Source organism: Paenibacillus faecis, from assembly GCF_008084145.1.
In the GTDB taxonomy this organism is placed as follows: domain Bacteria; phylum Bacillota; class Bacilli; order Paenibacillales; family Paenibacillaceae; genus Fontibacillus; species Fontibacillus faecis.
Map to the genome: position 1 here is coordinate 44,167 of NZ_VSDO01000001.1, position 16,897 is coordinate 61,063.

18 protein-coding genes and 1 riboswitch are annotated in these 16,897 nt (G+C 54.5%); of the genes, 11 read left to right on the forward strand and 7 right to left on the reverse strand.

Annotation, left to right across the window (positions count from 1 at the left end):
- Positions 1-108 precede the first annotated feature (108 nt).
- From FRY98_RS00190 to FRY98_RS00200, 3 genes are read left to right on the forward strand one after another with little or no spacing between them, the layout of a single operon-like run.
- Positions 109-690, forward strand: coding sequence for a TetR/AcrR family transcriptional regulator (locus FRY98_RS00190; RefSeq protein ID WP_148449576.1), 582 nt, complete (start codon positions 109-111; stop codon positions 688-690).
- Positions 691-729: 39 nt separating this feature from the next.
- Positions 730-1,497, forward strand: a complete 768-nt coding sequence (locus tag FRY98_RS00195; RefSeq protein WP_148449578.1) for an electron transfer flavoprotein subunit beta/FixA family protein — start codon at positions 730-732, stop codon at positions 1,495-1,497.
- 42 nt (positions 1,498-1,539) lie between these two features.
- A complete protein-coding gene (locus FRY98_RS00200) occupies positions 1,540-2,523 on the forward strand; it encodes an electron transfer flavoprotein subunit alpha/FixB family protein (protein WP_148449580.1) in 984 nt (327 codons plus the stop codon).
- Here FRY98_RS00200 and FRY98_RS00205 read toward each other — a convergent pair.
- Positions 2,498-2,677: a hypothetical protein gene (locus FRY98_RS00205; protein ID WP_148449581.1), complete on the reverse strand. Its 180-nt coding sequence runs from the start codon at positions 2,675-2,677 to the stop codon at positions 2,498-2,500. The genes FRY98_RS00200 and FRY98_RS00205 overlap by 26 nt on opposite strands.
- Before the next feature lie 144 nt (positions 2,678-2,821).
- Between FRY98_RS00205 and FRY98_RS00210 the strand changes: the two genes are divergently transcribed.
- Entirely contained in the window at positions 2,822-4,636 is a 1,815-nt protein-coding gene (locus FRY98_RS00210; RefSeq protein ID WP_148449583.1) for an SgrR family transcriptional regulator, read from the forward strand.
- A 111-nt stretch (positions 4,637-4,747) separates the two neighbouring features.
- Here FRY98_RS00210 and FRY98_RS00215 read toward each other — a convergent pair whose 3' ends face one another.
- Positions 4,748-5,344 carry a nitroreductase family protein gene (locus FRY98_RS00215; protein WP_148449585.1) on the reverse strand — a complete coding sequence of 199 codons (597 nt, stop codon included), beginning with the start codon at positions 5,342-5,344 and terminating at the stop codon, positions 4,748-4,750.
- 211 nt (positions 5,345-5,555) lie between these two features.
- On the opposite strand from FRY98_RS00215, the gene FRY98_RS00220 reads away from it, so the two are divergent.
- Both FRY98_RS00220 and FRY98_RS00225 read left to right on the forward strand, forming a co-directional pair.
- Complete coding sequence (locus FRY98_RS00220) at positions 5,556-6,728, forward strand: DUF4062 domain-containing protein (RefSeq protein ID WP_170286983.1); 1,173 nt, start codon at positions 5,556-5,558, stop codon at positions 6,726-6,728.
- Positions 6,725-6,916, forward strand: a complete 192-nt coding sequence (locus FRY98_RS00225) for a hypothetical protein (protein ID WP_148449589.1) — start codon at positions 6,725-6,727, stop codon at positions 6,914-6,916. Before FRY98_RS00220 ends, FRY98_RS00225 begins: the two co-directional genes overlap by 4 nt.
- 603 nt (positions 6,917-7,519) lie before the next feature.
- Here the strand turns inward: FRY98_RS00225 and FRY98_RS00230 are convergent.
- Together FRY98_RS00230 and FRY98_RS00235 are read right to left on the reverse strand one after the other, a co-directional pair.
- Positions 7,520-7,834 carry a DMT family transporter gene (locus FRY98_RS00230; protein ID WP_148449591.1) on the reverse strand — a complete coding sequence of 105 codons (315 nt, stop codon included), beginning with the start codon at positions 7,832-7,834 and terminating at the stop codon, positions 7,520-7,522.
- A 1-nt stretch (position 7,835) separates the two neighbouring features.
- The gene (locus FRY98_RS00235) at positions 7,836-8,198 is read right to left on the reverse strand and encodes a DMT family transporter (protein ID WP_276508676.1); all 363 of its coding nucleotides are present in this window, start codon (positions 8,196-8,198) and stop codon (positions 7,836-7,838) included.
- Between the two features lie 80 nt (positions 8,199-8,278).
- Positions 8,279-8,383: riboswitch (guanidine-I (ykkC/yxkD leader) on the reverse strand.
- A 153-nt stretch (positions 8,384-8,536) separates the two neighbouring features.
- Here FRY98_RS00235 and namA point away from each other — a divergent pair.
- From namA to FRY98_RS00255, 4 genes are all read left to right on the forward strand, one after another.
- Positions 8,537-9,544 carry an NADPH dehydrogenase NamA gene (namA, locus tag FRY98_RS00240; protein WP_148449595.1) on the forward strand — a complete coding sequence of 336 codons (1,008 nt, stop codon included), beginning with the start codon at positions 8,537-8,539 and terminating at the stop codon, positions 9,542-9,544.
- Positions 9,545-9,615: 71 nt separating this feature from the next.
- Positions 9,616-10,347 carry a futalosine hydrolase gene (locus tag FRY98_RS00245; protein ID WP_148449597.1) on the forward strand — a complete coding sequence of 244 codons (732 nt, stop codon included), beginning with the start codon at positions 9,616-9,618 and terminating at the stop codon, positions 10,345-10,347.
- A complete protein-coding gene (locus tag FRY98_RS00250) occupies positions 10,344-11,174 on the forward strand; it encodes a 1,4-dihydroxy-6-naphtoate synthase (protein ID WP_148449598.1) in 831 nt (276 codons plus the stop codon). The genes FRY98_RS00245 and FRY98_RS00250 overlap by 4 nt, the downstream gene beginning before the upstream one ends.
- Positions 11,175-12,140: 966 nt before the next feature.
- Positions 12,141-13,331 (forward strand): IS4 family transposase, encoded by a 1,191-nt coding sequence (locus tag FRY98_RS00255; RefSeq protein ID WP_170286984.1) that lies wholly within the window; start codon positions 12,141-12,143, stop codon positions 13,329-13,331.
- 394 nt (positions 13,332-13,725) lie between these two features.
- On the opposite strand, the gene FRY98_RS00260 is transcribed toward FRY98_RS00255, so the two are convergent.
- The 3 genes from FRY98_RS00260 to FRY98_RS29150 all read right to left on the reverse strand — a co-directional run bounded on the left by FRY98_RS00260 (position 13,726) and on the right by FRY98_RS29150 (position 16,166).
- Positions 13,726-14,610: a radical SAM/SPASM domain-containing protein gene (locus tag FRY98_RS00260; protein ID WP_148449603.1), complete on the reverse strand. Its 885-nt coding sequence runs from the start codon at positions 14,608-14,610 to the stop codon at positions 13,726-13,728.
- Positions 14,611-14,712: 102 nt separating this feature from the next.
- A complete protein-coding gene (gene fosB, locus FRY98_RS00265; RefSeq protein WP_148449605.1) occupies positions 14,713-15,132 on the reverse strand; it encodes a metallothiol transferase FosB in 420 nt (139 codons plus the stop codon).
- 71 nt (positions 15,133-15,203) lie between these two features.
- Positions 15,204-16,166, reverse strand: coding sequence for a DUF4183 domain-containing protein (locus FRY98_RS29150; RefSeq protein ID WP_170286985.1), 963 nt, complete (start codon positions 16,164-16,166; stop codon positions 15,204-15,206).
- Between the two features lie 316 nt (positions 16,167-16,482).
- On the opposite strand from FRY98_RS29150, the gene FRY98_RS00275 reads away from it, so the two are divergent.
- Positions 16,483-16,896, forward strand: a complete 414-nt coding sequence (locus tag FRY98_RS00275) for a DUF4183 domain-containing protein (RefSeq protein ID WP_148449609.1) — start codon at positions 16,483-16,485, stop codon at positions 16,894-16,896.
- Position 16,897 lies beyond the last annotated feature (1 nt).

Genomic DNA, 16,897 nt, shown 5'->3' on the forward strand with positions numbered 1-16,897 from the left:
TGATTTTATAAGGCGCTTCTATTGACAAAGCGCTCGGTTTTTCCTAAGATATAGAAAATGAATGAGTATTCATTCAGTTGTTTTAAATTTTAGCATTGAGGTGTCGTCATGACAAGTAGGAAACAGGAAAAATTTGAAATGATTTTGGATGCGGCGGAGAAAGTCATTGCCGAAAACGGGTTCCACGGATCCCAGGTTTCCAAAATCGCCAAGGAGGCTGGAGTTGCGGACGGTACGATTTACTTATATTTCAAGAAAAAAGAAGACATTCTGATTTCGCTGTTTGAAGATCGGCTGGGGAAACTGGTCGCTTTGTTTAACGCGAGCATCGAGGAATCGAGCACGGCCGCCGAAGCCTTGCGCAAAGTGTGTGAGATCCACTTCACCCAGCTCGAACAAAATGTCAACCTGGCTTATGTGACGCAGATCGAACTTCGTCAAAGCTCACTCGAACTGCGTAAAGCGATCGGCTTATCGGTGAAGCCTTACATCCAACTGATCGAGAATATTTTGATTCGGGGCATCGCGGAAAAGAGCTTTCGCGCGGATCTCGATACGAAGCTGACCCGGCATCTTCTGTTCGGCGCGATGGACGAGGTCGTGACCTCCTGGCTGATTTCCGGGCGGAAATACTCCTTGTCCGCCCAGGTTGACAAGACGGTGGATTTTTTCCTGAGGGGCTTAAAGTAACGAAGGTCACTCCATACGAGGTTGAAAGGAGAATCGACGATGGATCTTTATGTAATCCTGAAGCAAACTTTTGACACGGAGGAAAAGATTACGATAGAAGGCGGCGAAATCCGTGAAGACGGTGTGAAGCATATCATCAACCCTTATGACGAATACGCCGTGGAGGAGGCGATCCGCCTGAAAGAACGGCACGGCGGAACCGTGACGGCGGTGTCCGTCGGTCCCGAACGCGCCGCGGAAGCGTTGCGGACGGCTCTCGCCATGGGCGCCGATGAAGCCGTGCTGATCTCGGACGACGGGATCCGGACGGACGAATCCGGCGTCGCCGCATTGTTGGCCGCCTACTTCCGGGATCGGCGCTTCGACTTCATCCTGGGCGGCTATTTTTCGGTCGACAACGGCGCCGGTCAGGTGGCCGTCCGGTTGGCCCGGCTGCTCGGAATCCCCCATGTGTCGGCGATCGTCAAGCTCGATGTTTCCGGCGATCGAGCGGTCGCGGTCCGCGACGCCGAGGGGGATTCGGAAACGGTCGAACTCCCGCTGCCGGCGCTGTTTACCGCCCAGCAAGGGTTGAACGAACCCCGCTACCCTTCCCTGCCCGGGATTATGAAGGCCAAGAAGAAACCTTTTCAGCGGCTCGAACCGGGCGATCTTGGGGTAAGCGCCGCGGACCTCGCCCCGAAAACGGAGCGCACGCTCCTCTTCGCTCCCCCGAAACGCCAAGCCGGACGGATGCTGGAAGGAACGCCGAACGAACAGGCGGTCGAGCTGGTTTCGCTGTTAAAAACCGAAGCCAAATTCATGTGAGCCGATAGGCGGATTTAGCCGAAAATCAAGGAGGGACTTACGATGGGTAAACGGATGATGGTCGTGGCGGAGACGAAGGACGGAAAACTGCGGCAGGTTTCTTTGGAAGCGCTTCATGCGGCCTACACCCTCAAAGAGGAAGGTGACGAGATCATCGCCGTCCTCCCGGGACACGGGCTTGACGCTCCCGCCCGCGAACTCGCCGGGCACGTCGAAGGCCGGGTGATTACATTGGACCACCCGGATTTAAAGACCTACTCGGCCGAGGCTTACTACCTCGCTTTTTCCCGGCTGCTCGACGAGGACCAGCCCGATCTCGTCCTGCTCGGGCATACGGCGGTTGGGCGGGACCTAGCCCCTCAACTCGCCGCGCGGCTCGATGCCGGTCAAATCTCCGATGTGACCGCGCTCGAAATAACGGATGAGGGCGCCCTGTTCACCCGCCCGCTGTTTGCCGGTAAAGCGTTCGAGAAGAAGCGGCTTACCGGAAGCCGGGGCGTCGTCACGCTGCGGCCCAACAACCTGCCTCCCGCCGGGCCGGTCGCGAGTCCCGCGGAAATCGTGCCGGCCGGCGATACGGTGTCGGGAACCCCGCTTCAAACCGTAATCCGGGATATCGTCCGCAAGACGACAGGCAAGGTGGACCTCACCGAGGCCAAGGTCGTCGTGTCGGGCGGGCGGGGCGTGAAGAGCGCGGACGGTTTTAAACCGCTGGAGGAGCTTGCCGAGGTGCTGCAAGGCGCGGTCGGAGCCTCCCGCGGGGCATGCGACGCCGGCTACTGCGATTATGCGCTGCAAATCGGGCAGACCGGAAAGGTTGTGACCCCCGAGCTGTACATCGCCTGCGGTATCAGCGGTGCCATCCAGCATTTGGCCGGGATGAGCCAATCGCGGATCATCATCGCCATTAACAAAGATCCCGAAGCGCCGATTTTCAAGATCGCCGATTACGGAATCGTGGGGGATTTGTTCGAAGTGGTTCCCCTTTTAACCCGTGAATTCAAACAGACCCTTTCACGTCAATAACCGCCTTCCAAAACCTGGTGATCCAGGTTTTCTTTTTGATCAGCCGGGGAGTTCCCGCTTCGCTCTTTCCGATATGAAAGGCAAACGGCTCATGAATGGCCTGATGAAATTTTTGTAATTCCAGTTCCCTGCGGAAATGCTCTTCGTAATTCATTCCTGCTCTCTCCCTTTCTTTTGCCGGCCGGGTGTGATCTTGGTCTCATTATCCCCTTTGAAAATAGGAAGAAAAAGTGTACACTATGAAAAACGATTTTCCCCTTTTAGTGGGAAAGGCGGTGTACCGGAGGTGAGATGTGTCATGTTGTCGGCCGAACGCTACATGGCTTTGATCAATCATTTTGTAGGGCCGGCTCCACGGGAACAGGAGGAGTACGAAGTGGCGCTCGAGGAACTGACGAGGCTCTTCCACTGTACGGAACGAAATGTCAAATTGATCGTCCGCAGGTTACAGGATGAGCATTGGATTGAGTGGCTGCCCGGCAGAGGCCGGGGAAACAAGTCGAAAATCCGCTTTCTGGTCAAACGCGACCTTTTTTTGCTGGAGTACGCCAAACGGTTGACGGAAAAAGGGGAATACCGCTCCGCGTTTGAATTCCTGTATCAGCACGAGGAGGACCGGGCGGTGTTGGATCAGTTCCTCCAATGGCTGAACGGCCAATTCGGCATGGAAAAAGTCGGGGCCGAAACCCAGGCGAAGGATGTGTTCCGCCTCCCGGTCTATCGCGCTCCGCTCACGCTCGATCCGTCGAAGCTGTACTTCGGCTTCGATTCCCATCTGGTGAGGCAATGTTTCGACCGCCTGATGGAGTATGACTCGGACCAGCAAAGAATCAAGCCGATGCTGGCCCACCATTGGGAGAGCGACGACACGGGCAGTCTATGGACGTTTTACCTTCGAAAAGGCGTTCTCTTTCACCACGGAAAAGTGCTGACGGCGGAAGATGTCGTTTATACGTTGGAGCGGCTGCGGAACGGAACCATGAACGCCTGGATGATGGAGACGATGGAGACCGTAACGGCGATCGATTCGCGCACGGTTCGAATTGCACTGCGCCAGCCGAACTGGCTGTTCCCCCGCCTGCTCTGCTCTTCCTGCGCCTCCATTATCCCGTCGGACCTGAACGGGTTGGACGAGAGCAGCTTCTGGCGGCTCCCGAGCGGAACGGGACCTTTTCGGATTACCCATTGGGGCAGCAATGGAATCGAGCTGGAGGTCCATACGCGCTATTTCCTCGGCAGGCCTTATCTGGATGGGGTTAAGCTGATTTTTATGCCGGAGAATATTCCGAACCTTTCCCGACTAAAATGGGAGCAGTTGATCGCCAATGACGCAAGGGTACCGGCCGATGCGGGAGGCGACTGGCAGCGGATCGAAACGCTCAGCCAAGGGTGCAGTCTGATCAGTTGGAACCGGAACAAAGGCGGGCCGCAGGAGTCCCTTTCCTTCCGTCAGGCCGTCAATCTGATCATCGACCGGTCCGATTTGATCCGAAGCACGGGTAGACCCGGTTATCCCGCCCGCGGCTTTCTGCCTATGGGAGAAGCCGCACTCGGTTACCGCCGGCCCGACCCGGAGGCGGCCAAGCAGCTGCTGGCACAGTCCGGTTACGACGGGTCCCCCATCCGGCTGATCGCGTCCGAAGCGGAACGGGATGAAGCCGAGTGGATTGCCAGCCAATGTGCTTCGATCGGTATACCGGTGGAGATCCGTTACGGAGACAGGGGCATGCTGGCGCGGATCGAAACGGCTCAGGAAGCGGACGCCCAGCTAATATGCCTCGTTTTTGCCGACGACGAGATCTGCGAGTTGGAGAGCTTACTGCAGCAAAACAGCGTCATCTTCCAACATCTCGCCCCCGGGCTCCGCAGGTGGATTCATCAGGTTGTGAACGATATTTACGCGAGCCCCTCCAAAGAAAAACGCCGGGCTCTGCTGGAGCAGATCGAAATCCGGCTGCAGGAGGAAGCGCAAATCCTGTTCCTGGTTCACCGGCAATTGAATACCTACGTCCATCCTTCCGTCCGGGGGATCGTCATTAATAACTTGGGGTGGATGGATTTTAAAAACATTTGGCTGACGACGGCGGAGAAGCCGGATGCGGCTCCAGCCTAAATTTTTCCCGGATCTCCCCGTATTAGAACTGGCGGGCTTCCCTGGTCCGAACGCAAAGAGCCTGCAGAATCCGTACGGATCCTTGCAGGCTCGAAACTTTTTTTCTCGAATTTATTTGAATACTTTCAAGCGAGTGTCCAGCGGCGCGAAGTCCTTATCTCCAGGCGCTGCGGCGATTCCGCCGAAAGGCATTTGCGCGATCAGCTTCCAGCTGGCCGGCACATTCCATTCTTTGCTCACTTCTTCGTCGATCAACGGGTTGTAGTGCTGGAGGGAAGCGCCTACGCCCTCTTGCGCCAACGCCGTCCATACCACAAATTGAAGCATGCCGTTGGATTGTTGGGACCAGATCGGGAAGTTTTCGGCGTAGGCCGCAAATTGGTCCTGAAGCCCTTTGATGACCGTTTGGTCTTCAAAGAACAACACCGTACCGCGGGCACTGCGGAAAGAGGCCATCTTTTCTTCCGTCGGTGCAAAGCTGTCGGCCGGTACGACCTTGCGCAGCGTCTCTTTGGTCAAGTCCCAAAGCTTGTGGTGCTGCTCGCCAAACAAAACGACCGCTCTAGCGCTTTGCGAGTTAAAGGAAGACGGCGTGTGCAGTACGGCTTCCTTGACGATTTCCTCAATCCGGTCCTCGGAAACCGGGATTTCTTGGTTCAACGCATATACGCTGCGTCTTTTTTTGATCGCATTCAAAAATTCGCTCATTTCTTCAATCTCTCCTTCGATATTTTAGGTTAGTTTACCCAGTGAGCCCAGGATTAATCTTCATCCGCTCACTCGTACCACTCATACTTACATTTATTTAGTAGCTGACGTTATTATATTACTTAAATTATTTTTGGTTTGCAAGTCTATTTTTTGAAAAACTTTAATCTCAACGGGCAGTTGAATTTGGGTTATAATGGGAGAAATAGCGATGGAAGGGAGCTTGCTGATGGCAAGAACCAAAATATTCATCAGCTCCGTCAACGAAGATGGTCTTAAACCGCTTCGTCGCAAAGTATTCAAGGAGCTGGAGGCTATGGGACACGAGCCTCTGATGTGGGAGGAGAATCTCGGGCCTTGGCCAGCCCATGTCGACCCGGTGGTCCGATGTTTGGAAGCGGTTGCGGAGTGCGACATTTATCTGCTCTTTATCGGCGGCAAGGCGGGTACATACGATTCCAAAGCGATGCGAACGATAACCCATATGGAGTTCATTAAAGCTTACGAACAGGAGAAAACCATCCTCGTGTTCGGCGATGTCGAAGTGAAGTCCGCTTTTTTCGGCCGGGTGAAGCCTCTGCTGGACCACTACATCGATCAATCCATTGCCAAGGAGGACCGTTTTCCCTCCCCGCCTCATATGATGGAAATGCTAAAGCGGGATGAGCGCGTTCCCCGGGAGATCGATCCCTACGTTTGGTATTTTCTCCAAGACATGATGATGCGGAAGGTCTATATCGACGACTTGTCGTTAGGCGTAACGATCGACTGGAAAGCTTATTTCAGCGATTTGCTTCGCCGGGGCTCCCTCCTGCTTCCTTTGGAAGAGTCCATTGAGCAGAACGCCGCAAGGCTGGATGATTTTGACGCAGCCTTTGAATTGCTGGCCGGATTACTCCCCGCCCTTCATATTACGGGTCTTCGGCAACCGGATAAATTTCTTGGGCTCGTCGTGGGCAAACTGGAGGGCGGAGATATCGAGCAGCGTTACGGCCCCTATATGTCCGAATGCGTCGGCCGATACGAGGATTGCTGCGCCGCAACCCTTTATGTACTGCGGGATAGAGAACTATGCTTGGTCGCCAAAACGGGCGATGCGGCATCCGTACCGGCCTTTTCACTGGACGACAAAAGTTCGTACGCCGTACTGACGCTGGACTTGGGGGACCCTGGTGAACAGGTGTTTTTTAAAGAAGCGAAAAAAATGTTCTACCACTGTATCCGATCCGGCTCCTATGTAATCACCTTGCATTATCCGGCCGATCCGGACTGGAATTATAAGAAATTCATCCACTACAAAGAGAGTATCAACCATGCTATAATGAGTAAAAATCCGCTCATCATCGAATTGATCAAATTATGCTTGGGAGGAATGCAGCCATGAGTGCCGGAGTGTTCGTATCCAAAAACGGTCGGGTCAGCAAAGCCGTAGGAGCCCAGCCTAAAGAAGCGCTATTGTTCGCTCCCGCGTCGAAAAACTCGTCGCAAATCCTTCGCGAGCAGCGCACGGCGATGAAGCGCAATAACAAGCAGATCAAGGACCGGTTCGCCCAGGCCACGAAGAGAGCCTAGCCTAGCGGCCGCCAGGTGAATAGTCCGTCCGGGACACTGGACGGGCTATTTTTGTTTGGCATTAGCCAGTTGAGCACGCGAAGCGTGCGTAGTGATGCTTGCAGCAAAAAACCAGCTAATGGATTGGTTATCATAGGAGTGTTCAAGCTACTATTTATACCGAAACGAAAAGGTGGCTTAATGACTAATCGAAGTGAGATGTCACATACAAAGAGGCGCCTAGTGTGCTTGCTTCCAAGCTTCCAACTCCAAAAAGATGCAAATCTGCAGGTATTTCTGGCCGGTCCCCACGGGAATGCGAAAAAAGATGCAAATCAGCAGGAATTTCCAGCGATTTTAGAGAAACGAGCCGGTTTCGTCAAAAATTCCTGCAGATTTGCAGGAATTTTGAAATGTTAGGCCCTGAACAAGAAAAAAACATGCACATATGCGGAATTGTATATTATCAAGGTTGTCTGACGGGGTAGGCAAAAGCGGCAATGGCATAGTAGCTTGAACGAAGTGAATGCTAGCGCCTTTAAACTCGAACCGGTAATAAAGGCTTATAGCCTAAGAGCAAACCACGTTTGACGGGTGGTTATGCTTCCCACATGACTCGGTAATTCAGGCGATTAACTTCAAACCTACCGCCGCCGACAAAACCATGGCGATGAACAGGAGTCTCCTCGCGTCCTTGGATTCCCCGTACAAAAACATCCCGACCAGCGTGCTCCCCACCGTTCCCATGCCGGTCCAAACCGCATAGGCCGTTCCCATCGAAATGGACTGCATCGCGATCGACAGAAACGTTAAACTAAGGACAAAGCCGCCGATCAGCAGAACAAAGGACAGCGGATCGCGGGAACGATTTAACCGGCTGATTCCGGCTACGCCGATGACCTCGCCCATGCCGGCCAAAACCAATAATAACCAAGCCATCTTATCTTCCCCCTCCCGGCTCAGCCTCAGGCCCCGATTCCGGGCCGCCGTCGGCTGTAACGACTTTTAATCCGATTACTCCGGATACAAGCAGCAAAATCAGTAAAATTTTCAGAATACGGAACGGCTCGCCGAAAATGACCATCTCGGCCAACACCGTCCCCGCCGTGCCAATCCCCGTGAATACCGCATACGCCGTCCCCACCGGCAGCTTGGCGGTCGACCGGATTAACAGATAGGTACTCAGCGCCAAAGCGAGGATCGTTCCTCCCCAAGTCCAGACGTTATAGGAATGCTTCAGCCCGATCACCCATCCGATTTCCAAAGCACCCGCGATCCAGATCAAATTCCAGTAACGATTCACAAGCTCCCCCTCCTCTTTGCCTTTAAAAATTGTTCTCATTCACATGCAGCGAAAAACCCGGGAAGATATCTCCTTCGATATCCTCCCGGGCTTTTATCCCTCCGTGTCCGCGGCGTATTCGCCGCACGCTCCCTCTCGGACCGGACCGGCGCAAGCGTCGCCGCGGAACCCTAGGGAACAAAGTGAAATATATAATACACGACCGGGCGCCATAGGTCAAGGTCCCAGCGCTAGCTGTCCCTTCGACTTGTACAAGTATTTGGTTTGATCTAACATATACAAGGAGAAGAAAATCACGTTTTGAATATATATTTCGTGAAAAAGGGAGTGGAATCAACATGGCCAAACTGTTTGCTCCGTACACGCTGAGGAACGTTACCCTAAAAAATCGGATCGTCATGTCGCCGATGTGCATGTACTCTTCCCCGAATCATGACGGGAAGGTGGCCGACTGGCACCGGATCCACTACGCCACCCGCGCTGTCGGCGGGGTGGGACTAATTGTTGTGGAAGCCACGGCGGTCCTGCCGGAGGGCCGTATCTCCTATCGCGACCTCGGCATTTGGACCGACGACCATATTCCCGGGCTGAAAAATGTGGTGGATTTGATCCACCAGCATGGAGCCAAAGCGGCGATTCAATTGGCTCATGCCGGCCGTAAAGCCAAGCTGGAAGAGCCGATTATCGCCCCGTCGGCGGTTCCGTTTCCGGAAATGAAGATGCCCGCCCCGGCAAGCCGGGAACAGATCCGCGAAGTGATCGCCGGGTTTCGGGAGGGCGCCCGCCGCGCCAAGGAAGCCGGTTTCGATATTATCGAACTGCATGCTGCGCACGGCTACTTGATCAACCAGTTTTTGTCCCCGCTGGTGAACCAACGCGAGGACGAGTACGGCGGGACGCCGGAGAACCGGTACCGGCTGCTCGGCGAGATCATCGACGCGGTCCAAACGGTTTGGGACGGACCGATCTTCGTCCGTCTTTCCGCCAAGGAGTACGACGATCGCGGAAACTCGCTGGAGCAGTATATCGAGTACTCCCGTAAAATGAAAGCCCAGGGCGTAGATCTGATCGACTGCAGCTCCGGCGGGGTCGTTCCCGCCAAAATCGAGGTTTTCCCGGGTTACCAGGTCGATTTGGCCGATCAAATCCGCAAACAGGCCGGCATAGCCACCGGTGCCGTCGGCTTGATCACGACCGCCGCACAAGCCGAAGAAATCCTCGGCAACGGACGGGCCGACCTGGTGTTTCTCGGCCGCGAGCTGTTGAGAAACCCCTACTGGGCCTGGAACGCCGCCAAGGAGCTTGGGGCCGAGATCGACCGGCCTGCGCCGTATGGCCGGGCCTAGGCCGTTTGGCAGTGGAATCATAGCAAGGAGTAGCAAGGAACAAAGACAATGCTAAGGAGTGAAGAAAGCTGATGAAGGATTCCACTACGCAGGAAACGGCGGCCCCGCAGGGGGGTGCTCCGCGGCGCGTGCTGATCATGACCGCGGTCGAAGCGGAGCGGAACGCGGTGCTGCGCGGGCTGAGCCGCGGCGGCGCAGCTTCGGCCCCCGCCCGTGACGGGGGGCCCGCTTTCGACGTGCGGCTCGCCGGCGTCGGCTCCGCGCTGGCGGCCGCAGCGACGGCCGCCGAGCTAGCCGCGGACGGCGGCTATGAGCTCGTCGTCTGCGCCGGCATCGGCGGCGGCTTCCCCGGCCGCGCGCCCGTCGGCTCGCTCGTCGTCGCGAGCGACATCGTCGCCGCCGACCTGGGCGCGGAGACGGCGGACGGCTTCGCCGCCGTGGACGAGCTCGGCTTCGGCTCGGCACGCGTGCCGGTCACCGAAGGGCTGGCTGCGCGCTGGACGGCGGCGCTAGAGTCCGCCGGCCTGCCCGTGTGCAGCGGGCCCGTGCTGACGCTGTCGACGGTTACCGGCACGGCCGCCACCGCCGAACTGCTGGCCGCGCGGGTGCCCGGCGCTGCGGCCGAAGCGATGGAAGGCTTCGGCGTGGCCGTAGCGGCCCGGCGTTTGGGCCTCCCCGTGCTGGAAATCCGCGCGATTTCCAACGCCGTCGGCCCCCGTCAGCGCGAGCTGTGGAAGATCGGCGACGCCCTGCAGGCGTTGGAACTGGCCTGCTCATACTTACCGGAGGTGCTGCAATCATGAATATCGCGTTTTCTCCGTGTCCGAACGACACGTTTGTTTTTCATGCCCTGGTGCATGGGCTGATTCCGGGTGCCCCGGAGTTCGACGTCACCTATGCGGATATCGACATTACCAACGGTCTGGCGGCCGAAGGCCAGGGACCCGAAATTCTTAAAATATCTTATGCCGCTCTCCCCTGGGTGTTGGACAAATACGCTCTTCTCCCCTGCGGAGGCGCGCTCGGCCGCGGCTGCGGCCCGCTGGTCCTGACCCGGGAGAAGGGTCAAGGAGCCGAGAGCCTCGCCGGTAAACGCGTCGCGGTGCCGAGCGAGCGTTCCACCGCTTACCTGCTGTTCCGGCTGTGGGCCGCGCGCCATGTGCCCGGCGGGATTGGAGAAATCGTCGTCCTTCCGTTCGACGAAATCATGCCGGCCGTGCAAAACGGCTCCATCGACGCCGGTCTTGTCATCCACGAAGCGCGGTTCACCTATCCGTCGTATGGCCTCCAAATGCTGGCCGATCTCGGCAGCTGGTGGGAAGCCGATACGGGACTTCCGATCCCGCTCGGTGCGATTATCGCGCGGCGGGATTTGGATCTCGCTTCCCTTTCCGCCTGGATTCGCGCTTCGGTCGAATACGCCTGGGCGCATCCGGAAGCCTCCGCGGTTTACGTTTTGGAGCACGCCCAGGAGATGTCGCCGGACGTAACCCGCGCGCACATCGACTTATACGTTAACGAATACACGGCAAACCTGGGAGAGGACGGCTACGCTGCGGTAACCGCGCTGTTGGCGCGTGCCGCGCGCGAAGGTTTGGTGCCCGAAGTGGACCTCGCCTTGTTAAAGTAAATTAAAAATTCCCCTTGGATGTTGGTTAGATAACGAGATTCGCTCTAATACCTCATCAGACATCGTAGTGGAGAAAATGAGAATATGTCGCTAATACAACTATGCTTTGGAGTGAGGTGCTCGATAAAAACGCAATTTCACGCCCATAGACATCCAAGTCGTATTGGCTCACGCCGATCAAGGTGCATGGCGAACTTTCCAACATCTCCAACTCCAAAAAAAGATGCAAATCTGCAGGTATTTTAGGCTGATTCACGAGGGATTGCGAAAAAAGATGCAAATCTGCAGGCATTTCCTGCGATTTTAGAGAAACGAGCCGGTTTCGCCGAAAATTCCTGCAGAATCGCAGGAATTTTCCATTTTTTGTTCTCGCACAAGAAAAAGCATGCATATTTGCAGGAATTCTATGTTAACAAGGTTATCTGATGGGGCACTAGTTCAAAATGGCGACCAAATGGTCGCCATTTCTTTTTTACATATAAGATCTGATTTCATATCCCTTTGAGGATTATAACGATACACCGCCTCGTTGATTATCCGGAGGTATTCCACCTATTGCCAGCACCCATTGTAGTAGGAGTTTTTTTAAGATTTTTCGCCTCGGCTTAGCGGACTCAATTCTTCAAGCCCCCACCACAATTTCCCCAGCTCCCGCTGTTGCTGACTTAGCGGCATTTTGGGCCGTTATTCCGGTCGGATTCGCCTCCACTGAGAAAATAGCGGTCAAAAAGCACTGGCGTTGTTTTAAACCTGACATGGTGTTGCCCATCCCGCAATCTCACTTGCCGCCCGTTATATAGCGGCCTTTTGGGCTGCTATTTCACCCAAATTCGCTTTTTCGGGAAAAATAGCGGCTAAAAAACACTAGCGTTGCATTAAATTTCGCAGACAAAAAAGAAGACATCTCCTATTGTTGAGTTACCCTCGCGTTATCCATAAAAACGCCTCAACAATAAGGAGATGACTATGGATAACGTACCTAATCAAACTGTCATTTGTCAATGTCTAAAGTTATTAAATGTGGACCCTTCTCGTAATACATCTTTGGATTATCGTGCCCGGAAATTTTTTGTCGGTTCTGCGACTCTTCTGTTTATTGAGGCTCAGTTGCACCAGCGCGGTTCCTATAAAGTGATAGCAGAGCATTTAGCCGCCAATCGCGATTTTCAGAAATTCCTTCAACTCGAAAGTATCAGTGCTGCCCAGTTATCACGAAAAATGAAGCAACTGCCTATGGCAAATCTTCAAACGCTCTTTTTCTCGATCATGGAACGAATCAAGCAGCAAACGAAGAACTTGAAGGGAATTACTCCGGGTATTGGTAAACTAAATCTCTTAGATTCGACGGGAGTTACTCTGCCACCTATTCTCGCAAAATGGTGCTACTGTTCAGAAACCAATCACGGCGCGAAGATGCACACCTCCTTGGTCGTGGTGGACTCCAAAACCATGTATCCGGGTAAAATCATCGCCTCCACCAAGGATATCGCGGACCATGAAGTGGCTCTTGAATTCACGGTCGACAAAGACGCGACTTATGTGATGGATCGTGGTTACCAAGTGTACGAGCATTTTCAACAATGGCTAGAGGACAAGATCAAATTTGTATGTCGCGTCAAGGAAAATAGCCGGCTAACGATCATCCGGGAAAGGGAACTGCCCAAAAGACAGAAGGGTTTCATCCGTGATGCTGATGTGAAGCTTCCGGGCTTGCCTGGGGTTTTTCGCCTAATTGAGTTTTATGATGACCAGAAGCGTACTTATCGCCTTGTAACGAACCGTTTTGACTTGTCTGCACACCAAATCGCTGAGATTTACCGAAATCGTTGGCACATCGAGTTGTTTTTTAAGTGGGTCAAACAGCATATTCGATTAGTTAAACCACATGGATATACGCCAGAAGTCATCTGGAACCAAATGTATATCGCTTTAATCGCCTATGCTTTATGCTTGCTCGTCAAGTTGACCCTGGACTGTAAAAAATCGATGTGGGATCTTCTTCAACTGATTCGTATCTATGCGGAAAAGCCGTGGGAAGATCTGATGAAAGCCCTCTACCGCAAGCCAACACGAACCTCGAAGGGGCGAACCAAGCGAAATGGCAGGCCACCAAAAAAAGCAAAGAAGTCAATGGAGCCGAGACTGATCATACGCTAATGACAAATGAACAGGAATAGTAATTTTCAAAAAAAAGGATAATGCGTAGGGCCTTTTCCCCCTTAGCTTTTTTTGTTTAACCAAGAAAAACATAATGTAAAAATATTGATTAAAAGTAAATTTAGGGGAATTATTCATAATCAAATTACTTAATGCAACGCTAGTGGCTAAAAAAGGCCTTATTTCTCTGATGCGAGTCCAAAAATCGGTTTTCGGCCCGTTTTCCCCTAAAATAAGGCCCTAAAAAGCCGCTATTTCCCGGCGCTAAGCCGAATTCGACAAAATCGCGGTTTAAAAAGCTTTTATCACGATTCCCCTGCCCAGCTTTCAAAGGAAATACAGATTGGCACTAAAAGCAAAATACGGGTGCCACAGCCGAAGGTAGTAATCCCTTTCACTCTGCCCCTCCAAAACGTTTACGGTATCCGCACTTCCGGCATAACTCCTCCACGGCGATCCGCTGGGAAAACCCTTCATACAACCGGGTGGCCCGCTCGCCCTCGATAATTTCGGAGAATGGGATGTTGTGCACATTCCCCAAATTGATCACGCCTTCTCCATCCAGGCAGCAGGGAATGACCGTTCCGTCCACCAGAATCCCCGCCTGATTGCGCAGCGCATGGCAAAACCCCCGGCCGTCGTCTTCCGGGGCGGTTAGACTTGGCCAGTCAAATTCGTGGTCCTGGTTCAAATAGACGCGTTCGGCCAGCTTGATGCCGCTGCCGGGGATGACCTTTTCTTCAATGCGAAAATCCAGCCCAAACTCCCGTTCAATCAGCTCCAATGTGGCGCGGTTGCGGCTTCTCTGCAGATTCGTCTCATTATCCTGCGTCAGATTCCATAACCGGAAAGAGACGATCAGATCCGATATGGCCGTGGCCTCGCGAACAAAGGACAACACGCTCGTGATATACTCTTCCCGGTCCGTGGAGCCTTCATGTCCGTCAAAGCTGTGCAGCGAAAAGTTGATCTGCCTCAAGGCGGGCTTGCCCAGCAGCTTATGTGCGGCTTTATGCAGCAGCGTTCCGTTTGTCGTAATATTGACTTTAAATCCTTTTTCATGGCTGACATCCAGCAGTTGATCGATTTTGGGATGCAGCAGCGGCTCCCCTTTCACGTGAAAATAAATATAGTCGGTATGGGGCTTAATCTCGTCCAAAATTTTACGGAAATCCTCAAGCTTGATAAATTGAGCTTGCCGCTGAGTCGGCGGACAGAAGCTGCACGCCAAATTGCAAATGCTGGTCGTCTCGATGTAGAACTTCTTGAACTTTTTCATGATGGCTATAACCTGCTTCTCTTCATAATGGTGGCTTGATTACTATCCTTATCAGTGTAGCGTATTTTTCCGTTTGGCCCAACCCGAAAAATTTATCGTAAACTAATCGAAAAACTCGATATGCGGCTTGTCCGCCTTGTAGTAGGCCAGCCTGTCGGCGAGCGTCCCCGTATGGAACTCGAACATATGCCCGTCCGGATCCAAAAAATAAACCGATTTGCCGTCCCGCTCGTCCCGCGTTCGACCTGGCAGGATTTCCGCCCCCGCTGTCCGAAGCCGTTCCAGAACATGCGCCCAATCTTCGTCTTTAACGGAAAAAGCGATATGGGTGTATGTGCGGGGAGCTTCGTTCCGCTCAACCTCCTCCCGATTAAGCGCCAACCAATGGCCGTTGAGGTCAAAATATGCCAACGACCTTCCTTTCGCAAGCAGCTTAGCCTCGAAAACCTGGCGGTAAAATGTGATGGACCTCTCCAAGTCGGAAACGGAAAAACAAAAATGATTGATGCCCTGAATGCTCATGCCTGCCTCTAATCTCCTTCTCCTTGGTGTCTTCAGGACCGGGAAATTCCCGGCCCCCGGAAATTGCCTATTTACCCCGACTTAATAAGTACTTTCATTTCCACGTTCTCTATAATAACAGGAGTCCCCGCGAGTATGATATCCGAACCAAGGTCCAGCGTCAAAGCCGTGGAGGAGATGGAATACAGACGTTTTTCCTGCAAAACGCCATTGATGAATAAATTGGTGTAACTGCTCTCGGATAACCCGGCGAAAGCCGCTGCGGTCTTCCCTTCATCATCCGTAAATTGATTGGCCTGAATCGTGATTTGGGAATGGAGATTCTCCTCCGGCAAATAAAAATATCGATAGACGGCAGGTACAACCGTGAAGTCGCCTCCCGGTGGACCCGGCGGACCGGTTGGTCCTTCCGGCCCTTCAGGGCCTGCCGGGCCAGGTGTGCCTTGGGGACCTACCGGACCCATCGGACCCGTCGGTCCCATCGGTCCTGCAGCTCCCGGCGGTCCTTGCGGTCCGGCCTGACCCGGCTCCCCCGCGGTGCCCGCGTTCCCTGGCGGCCCTTGCCTGCCTTCCATCCCCGCCGGTCCTACCGGCCCCGAGGGCCCTGGAGGCCCTTGCGGTCCCGGCTGACCCGGCGCTCCCGCGGGACCCGCGTTCCCTGGAGGCCCTTGCCTGCCTTCCATCCCCGCCGGTCCTACCGATCCCGGGTGCCCTGGAACTCCTTGCGGTCCCGGCTGACCCGGCGCTCCCGCATGGCCCGCGTTTCCCGGCGGACCCTGCCTGCCTTCCATCCCCGCCGGTCCTACCGGTCCCGCGTGCCCTGGAAGGCCATGCGGTCCCGGCTGACCCGGCGCTCCCGCATGGCCCTTCTCCCCCGGTGGACCCTGCTTTCCATCCGGGCCCGCAGCCCCTATCGCTCCCTCGCTCCCCCGCGGCCCGTCGGCCCCGGGGCTCCCCGGAGTGCCGGGGGGAGAGCTGTACCCAGACGAGCCCTGTCCTCCTCCGCCATTCGGCGATCCTTCCGGATTCGTCAAATGTTTTCGGGAGCGCCTGACTCGACAAGTTCTCCTTTTTTTCAGGGGCCGTGTCGGGCGGCGGCGCCGGCATCGCTTGAGAAGTCTTATCCTTTTCCGTCTTGCGGTTTTTCCCATCAAGCTGCCACCTCCGTTTGATTCCTCTGCTCCTTATCATATGCCGTTCACCCAACCGCGGGATAGGCGAGTGACCTTCTGTTATGAAAAAGAGACTACTGGCAAGGGAAAACCGCCGTCTCACCGCCGAGAAAGAAACATTTAATAAATGGAGTCGAAAATCGTTTCGATATCCCCTTCCGACAAGGAGGTGAACAGCATGCCTGTAATCAAGCCCGTATTTACAGCCGTAGCTACGGCACCGGTTGCCACCGGGGGAGCCGTCACCACTACGGTAACTCCCGAAACCAGCCGGTTTTTTGCCACGATCACGGCGGGTATGATCGGAGCCACGGAGACGACGATTCCCGCCGCCAGCTTTGTCGACGATGCGGACGGGGCCGTTACGACACTCCCCGCGTTGACGGCCAGCGATTACTTCAACGTGTATATCAACGGCGTCCTTCAGCAAGCTTCCCTTTCGACATTGACTACGGCAAGCCTGGTATTGGCCACGACGGACCTGACTCCCGGAGTCCCGGTTCAACTGGAAATCTCCAGCTTTGCCGGCGTAACCTCGGCGATTACGACGCAGCCGACCATTTCGGCTCCGTCGATCACCATTATCACTTAAT

Bases quoted from the DNA above. Each gene is read 5' to 3' on its own strand.
- FRY98_RS00190 (WP_148449576.1), top strand. From the start codon at position 109: ATGACAAGTAGGAAACAGGAAAAATTTGAAATGATTTTGGATGCGGCG.
- FRY98_RS00225 (WP_148449589.1), top strand. From the start codon at position 6,725: ATGAGTGCCGGAGTGTTCGTATCCAAAAACGGTCGGGTCAGCAAAGCC.
- namA (WP_148449595.1), top strand. From the start codon at position 8,537: ATGGCCAAACTGTTTGCTCCGTACACGCTGAGGAACGTTACCCTAAAA.
- FRY98_RS00200 (WP_148449580.1), top strand. From the start codon at position 1,540: ATGGGTAAACGGATGATGGTCGTGGCGGAGACGAAGGACGGAAAACTG.
- FRY98_RS00210 (WP_148449583.1), top strand. From the start codon at position 2,822: ATGTTGTCGGCCGAACGCTACATGGCTTTGATCAATCATTTTGTAGGG.
- FRY98_RS00255 (WP_170286984.1), top strand. From the start codon at position 12,141: ATGGATAACGTACCTAATCAAACTGTCATTTGTCAATGTCTAAAGTTA.
- FRY98_RS00275 (WP_148449609.1), top strand. From the start codon at position 16,483: ATGCCTGTAATCAAGCCCGTATTTACAGCCGTAGCTACGGCACCGGTT.
- FRY98_RS00195 (WP_148449578.1), top strand. From the start codon at position 730: ATGGATCTTTATGTAATCCTGAAGCAAACTTTTGACACGGAGGAAAAG.
- fosB (WP_148449605.1), bottom strand. From the start codon at position 15,132: ATGAGCATTCAGGGCATCAATCATTTTTGTTTTTCCGTTTCCGACTTG.
- FRY98_RS00260 (WP_148449603.1), bottom strand. From the start codon at position 14,610: ATGAAAAAGTTCAAGAAGTTCTACATCGAGACGACCAGCATTTGCAAT.
- FRY98_RS00220 (WP_170286983.1), top strand. From the start codon at position 5,556: ATGGAAGGGAGCTTGCTGATGGCAAGAACCAAAATATTCATCAGCTCC.
- FRY98_RS00205 (WP_148449581.1), bottom strand. From the start codon at position 2,677: ATGAATTACGAAGAGCATTTCCGCAGGGAACTGGAATTACAAAAATTT.
- FRY98_RS00230 (WP_148449591.1), bottom strand. From the start codon at position 7,834: ATGGCTTGGTTATTATTGGTTTTGGCCGGCATGGGCGAGGTCATCGGC.
- FRY98_RS00215 (WP_148449585.1), bottom strand. From the start codon at position 5,344: ATGAGCGAATTTTTGAATGCGATCAAAAAAAGACGCAGCGTATATGCG.
- FRY98_RS00245 (WP_148449597.1), top strand. From the start codon at position 9,616: ATGAAGGATTCCACTACGCAGGAAACGGCGGCCCCGCAGGGGGGTGCT.
- FRY98_RS00250 (WP_148449598.1), top strand. From the start codon at position 10,344: ATGAATATCGCGTTTTCTCCGTGTCCGAACGACACGTTTGTTTTTCAT.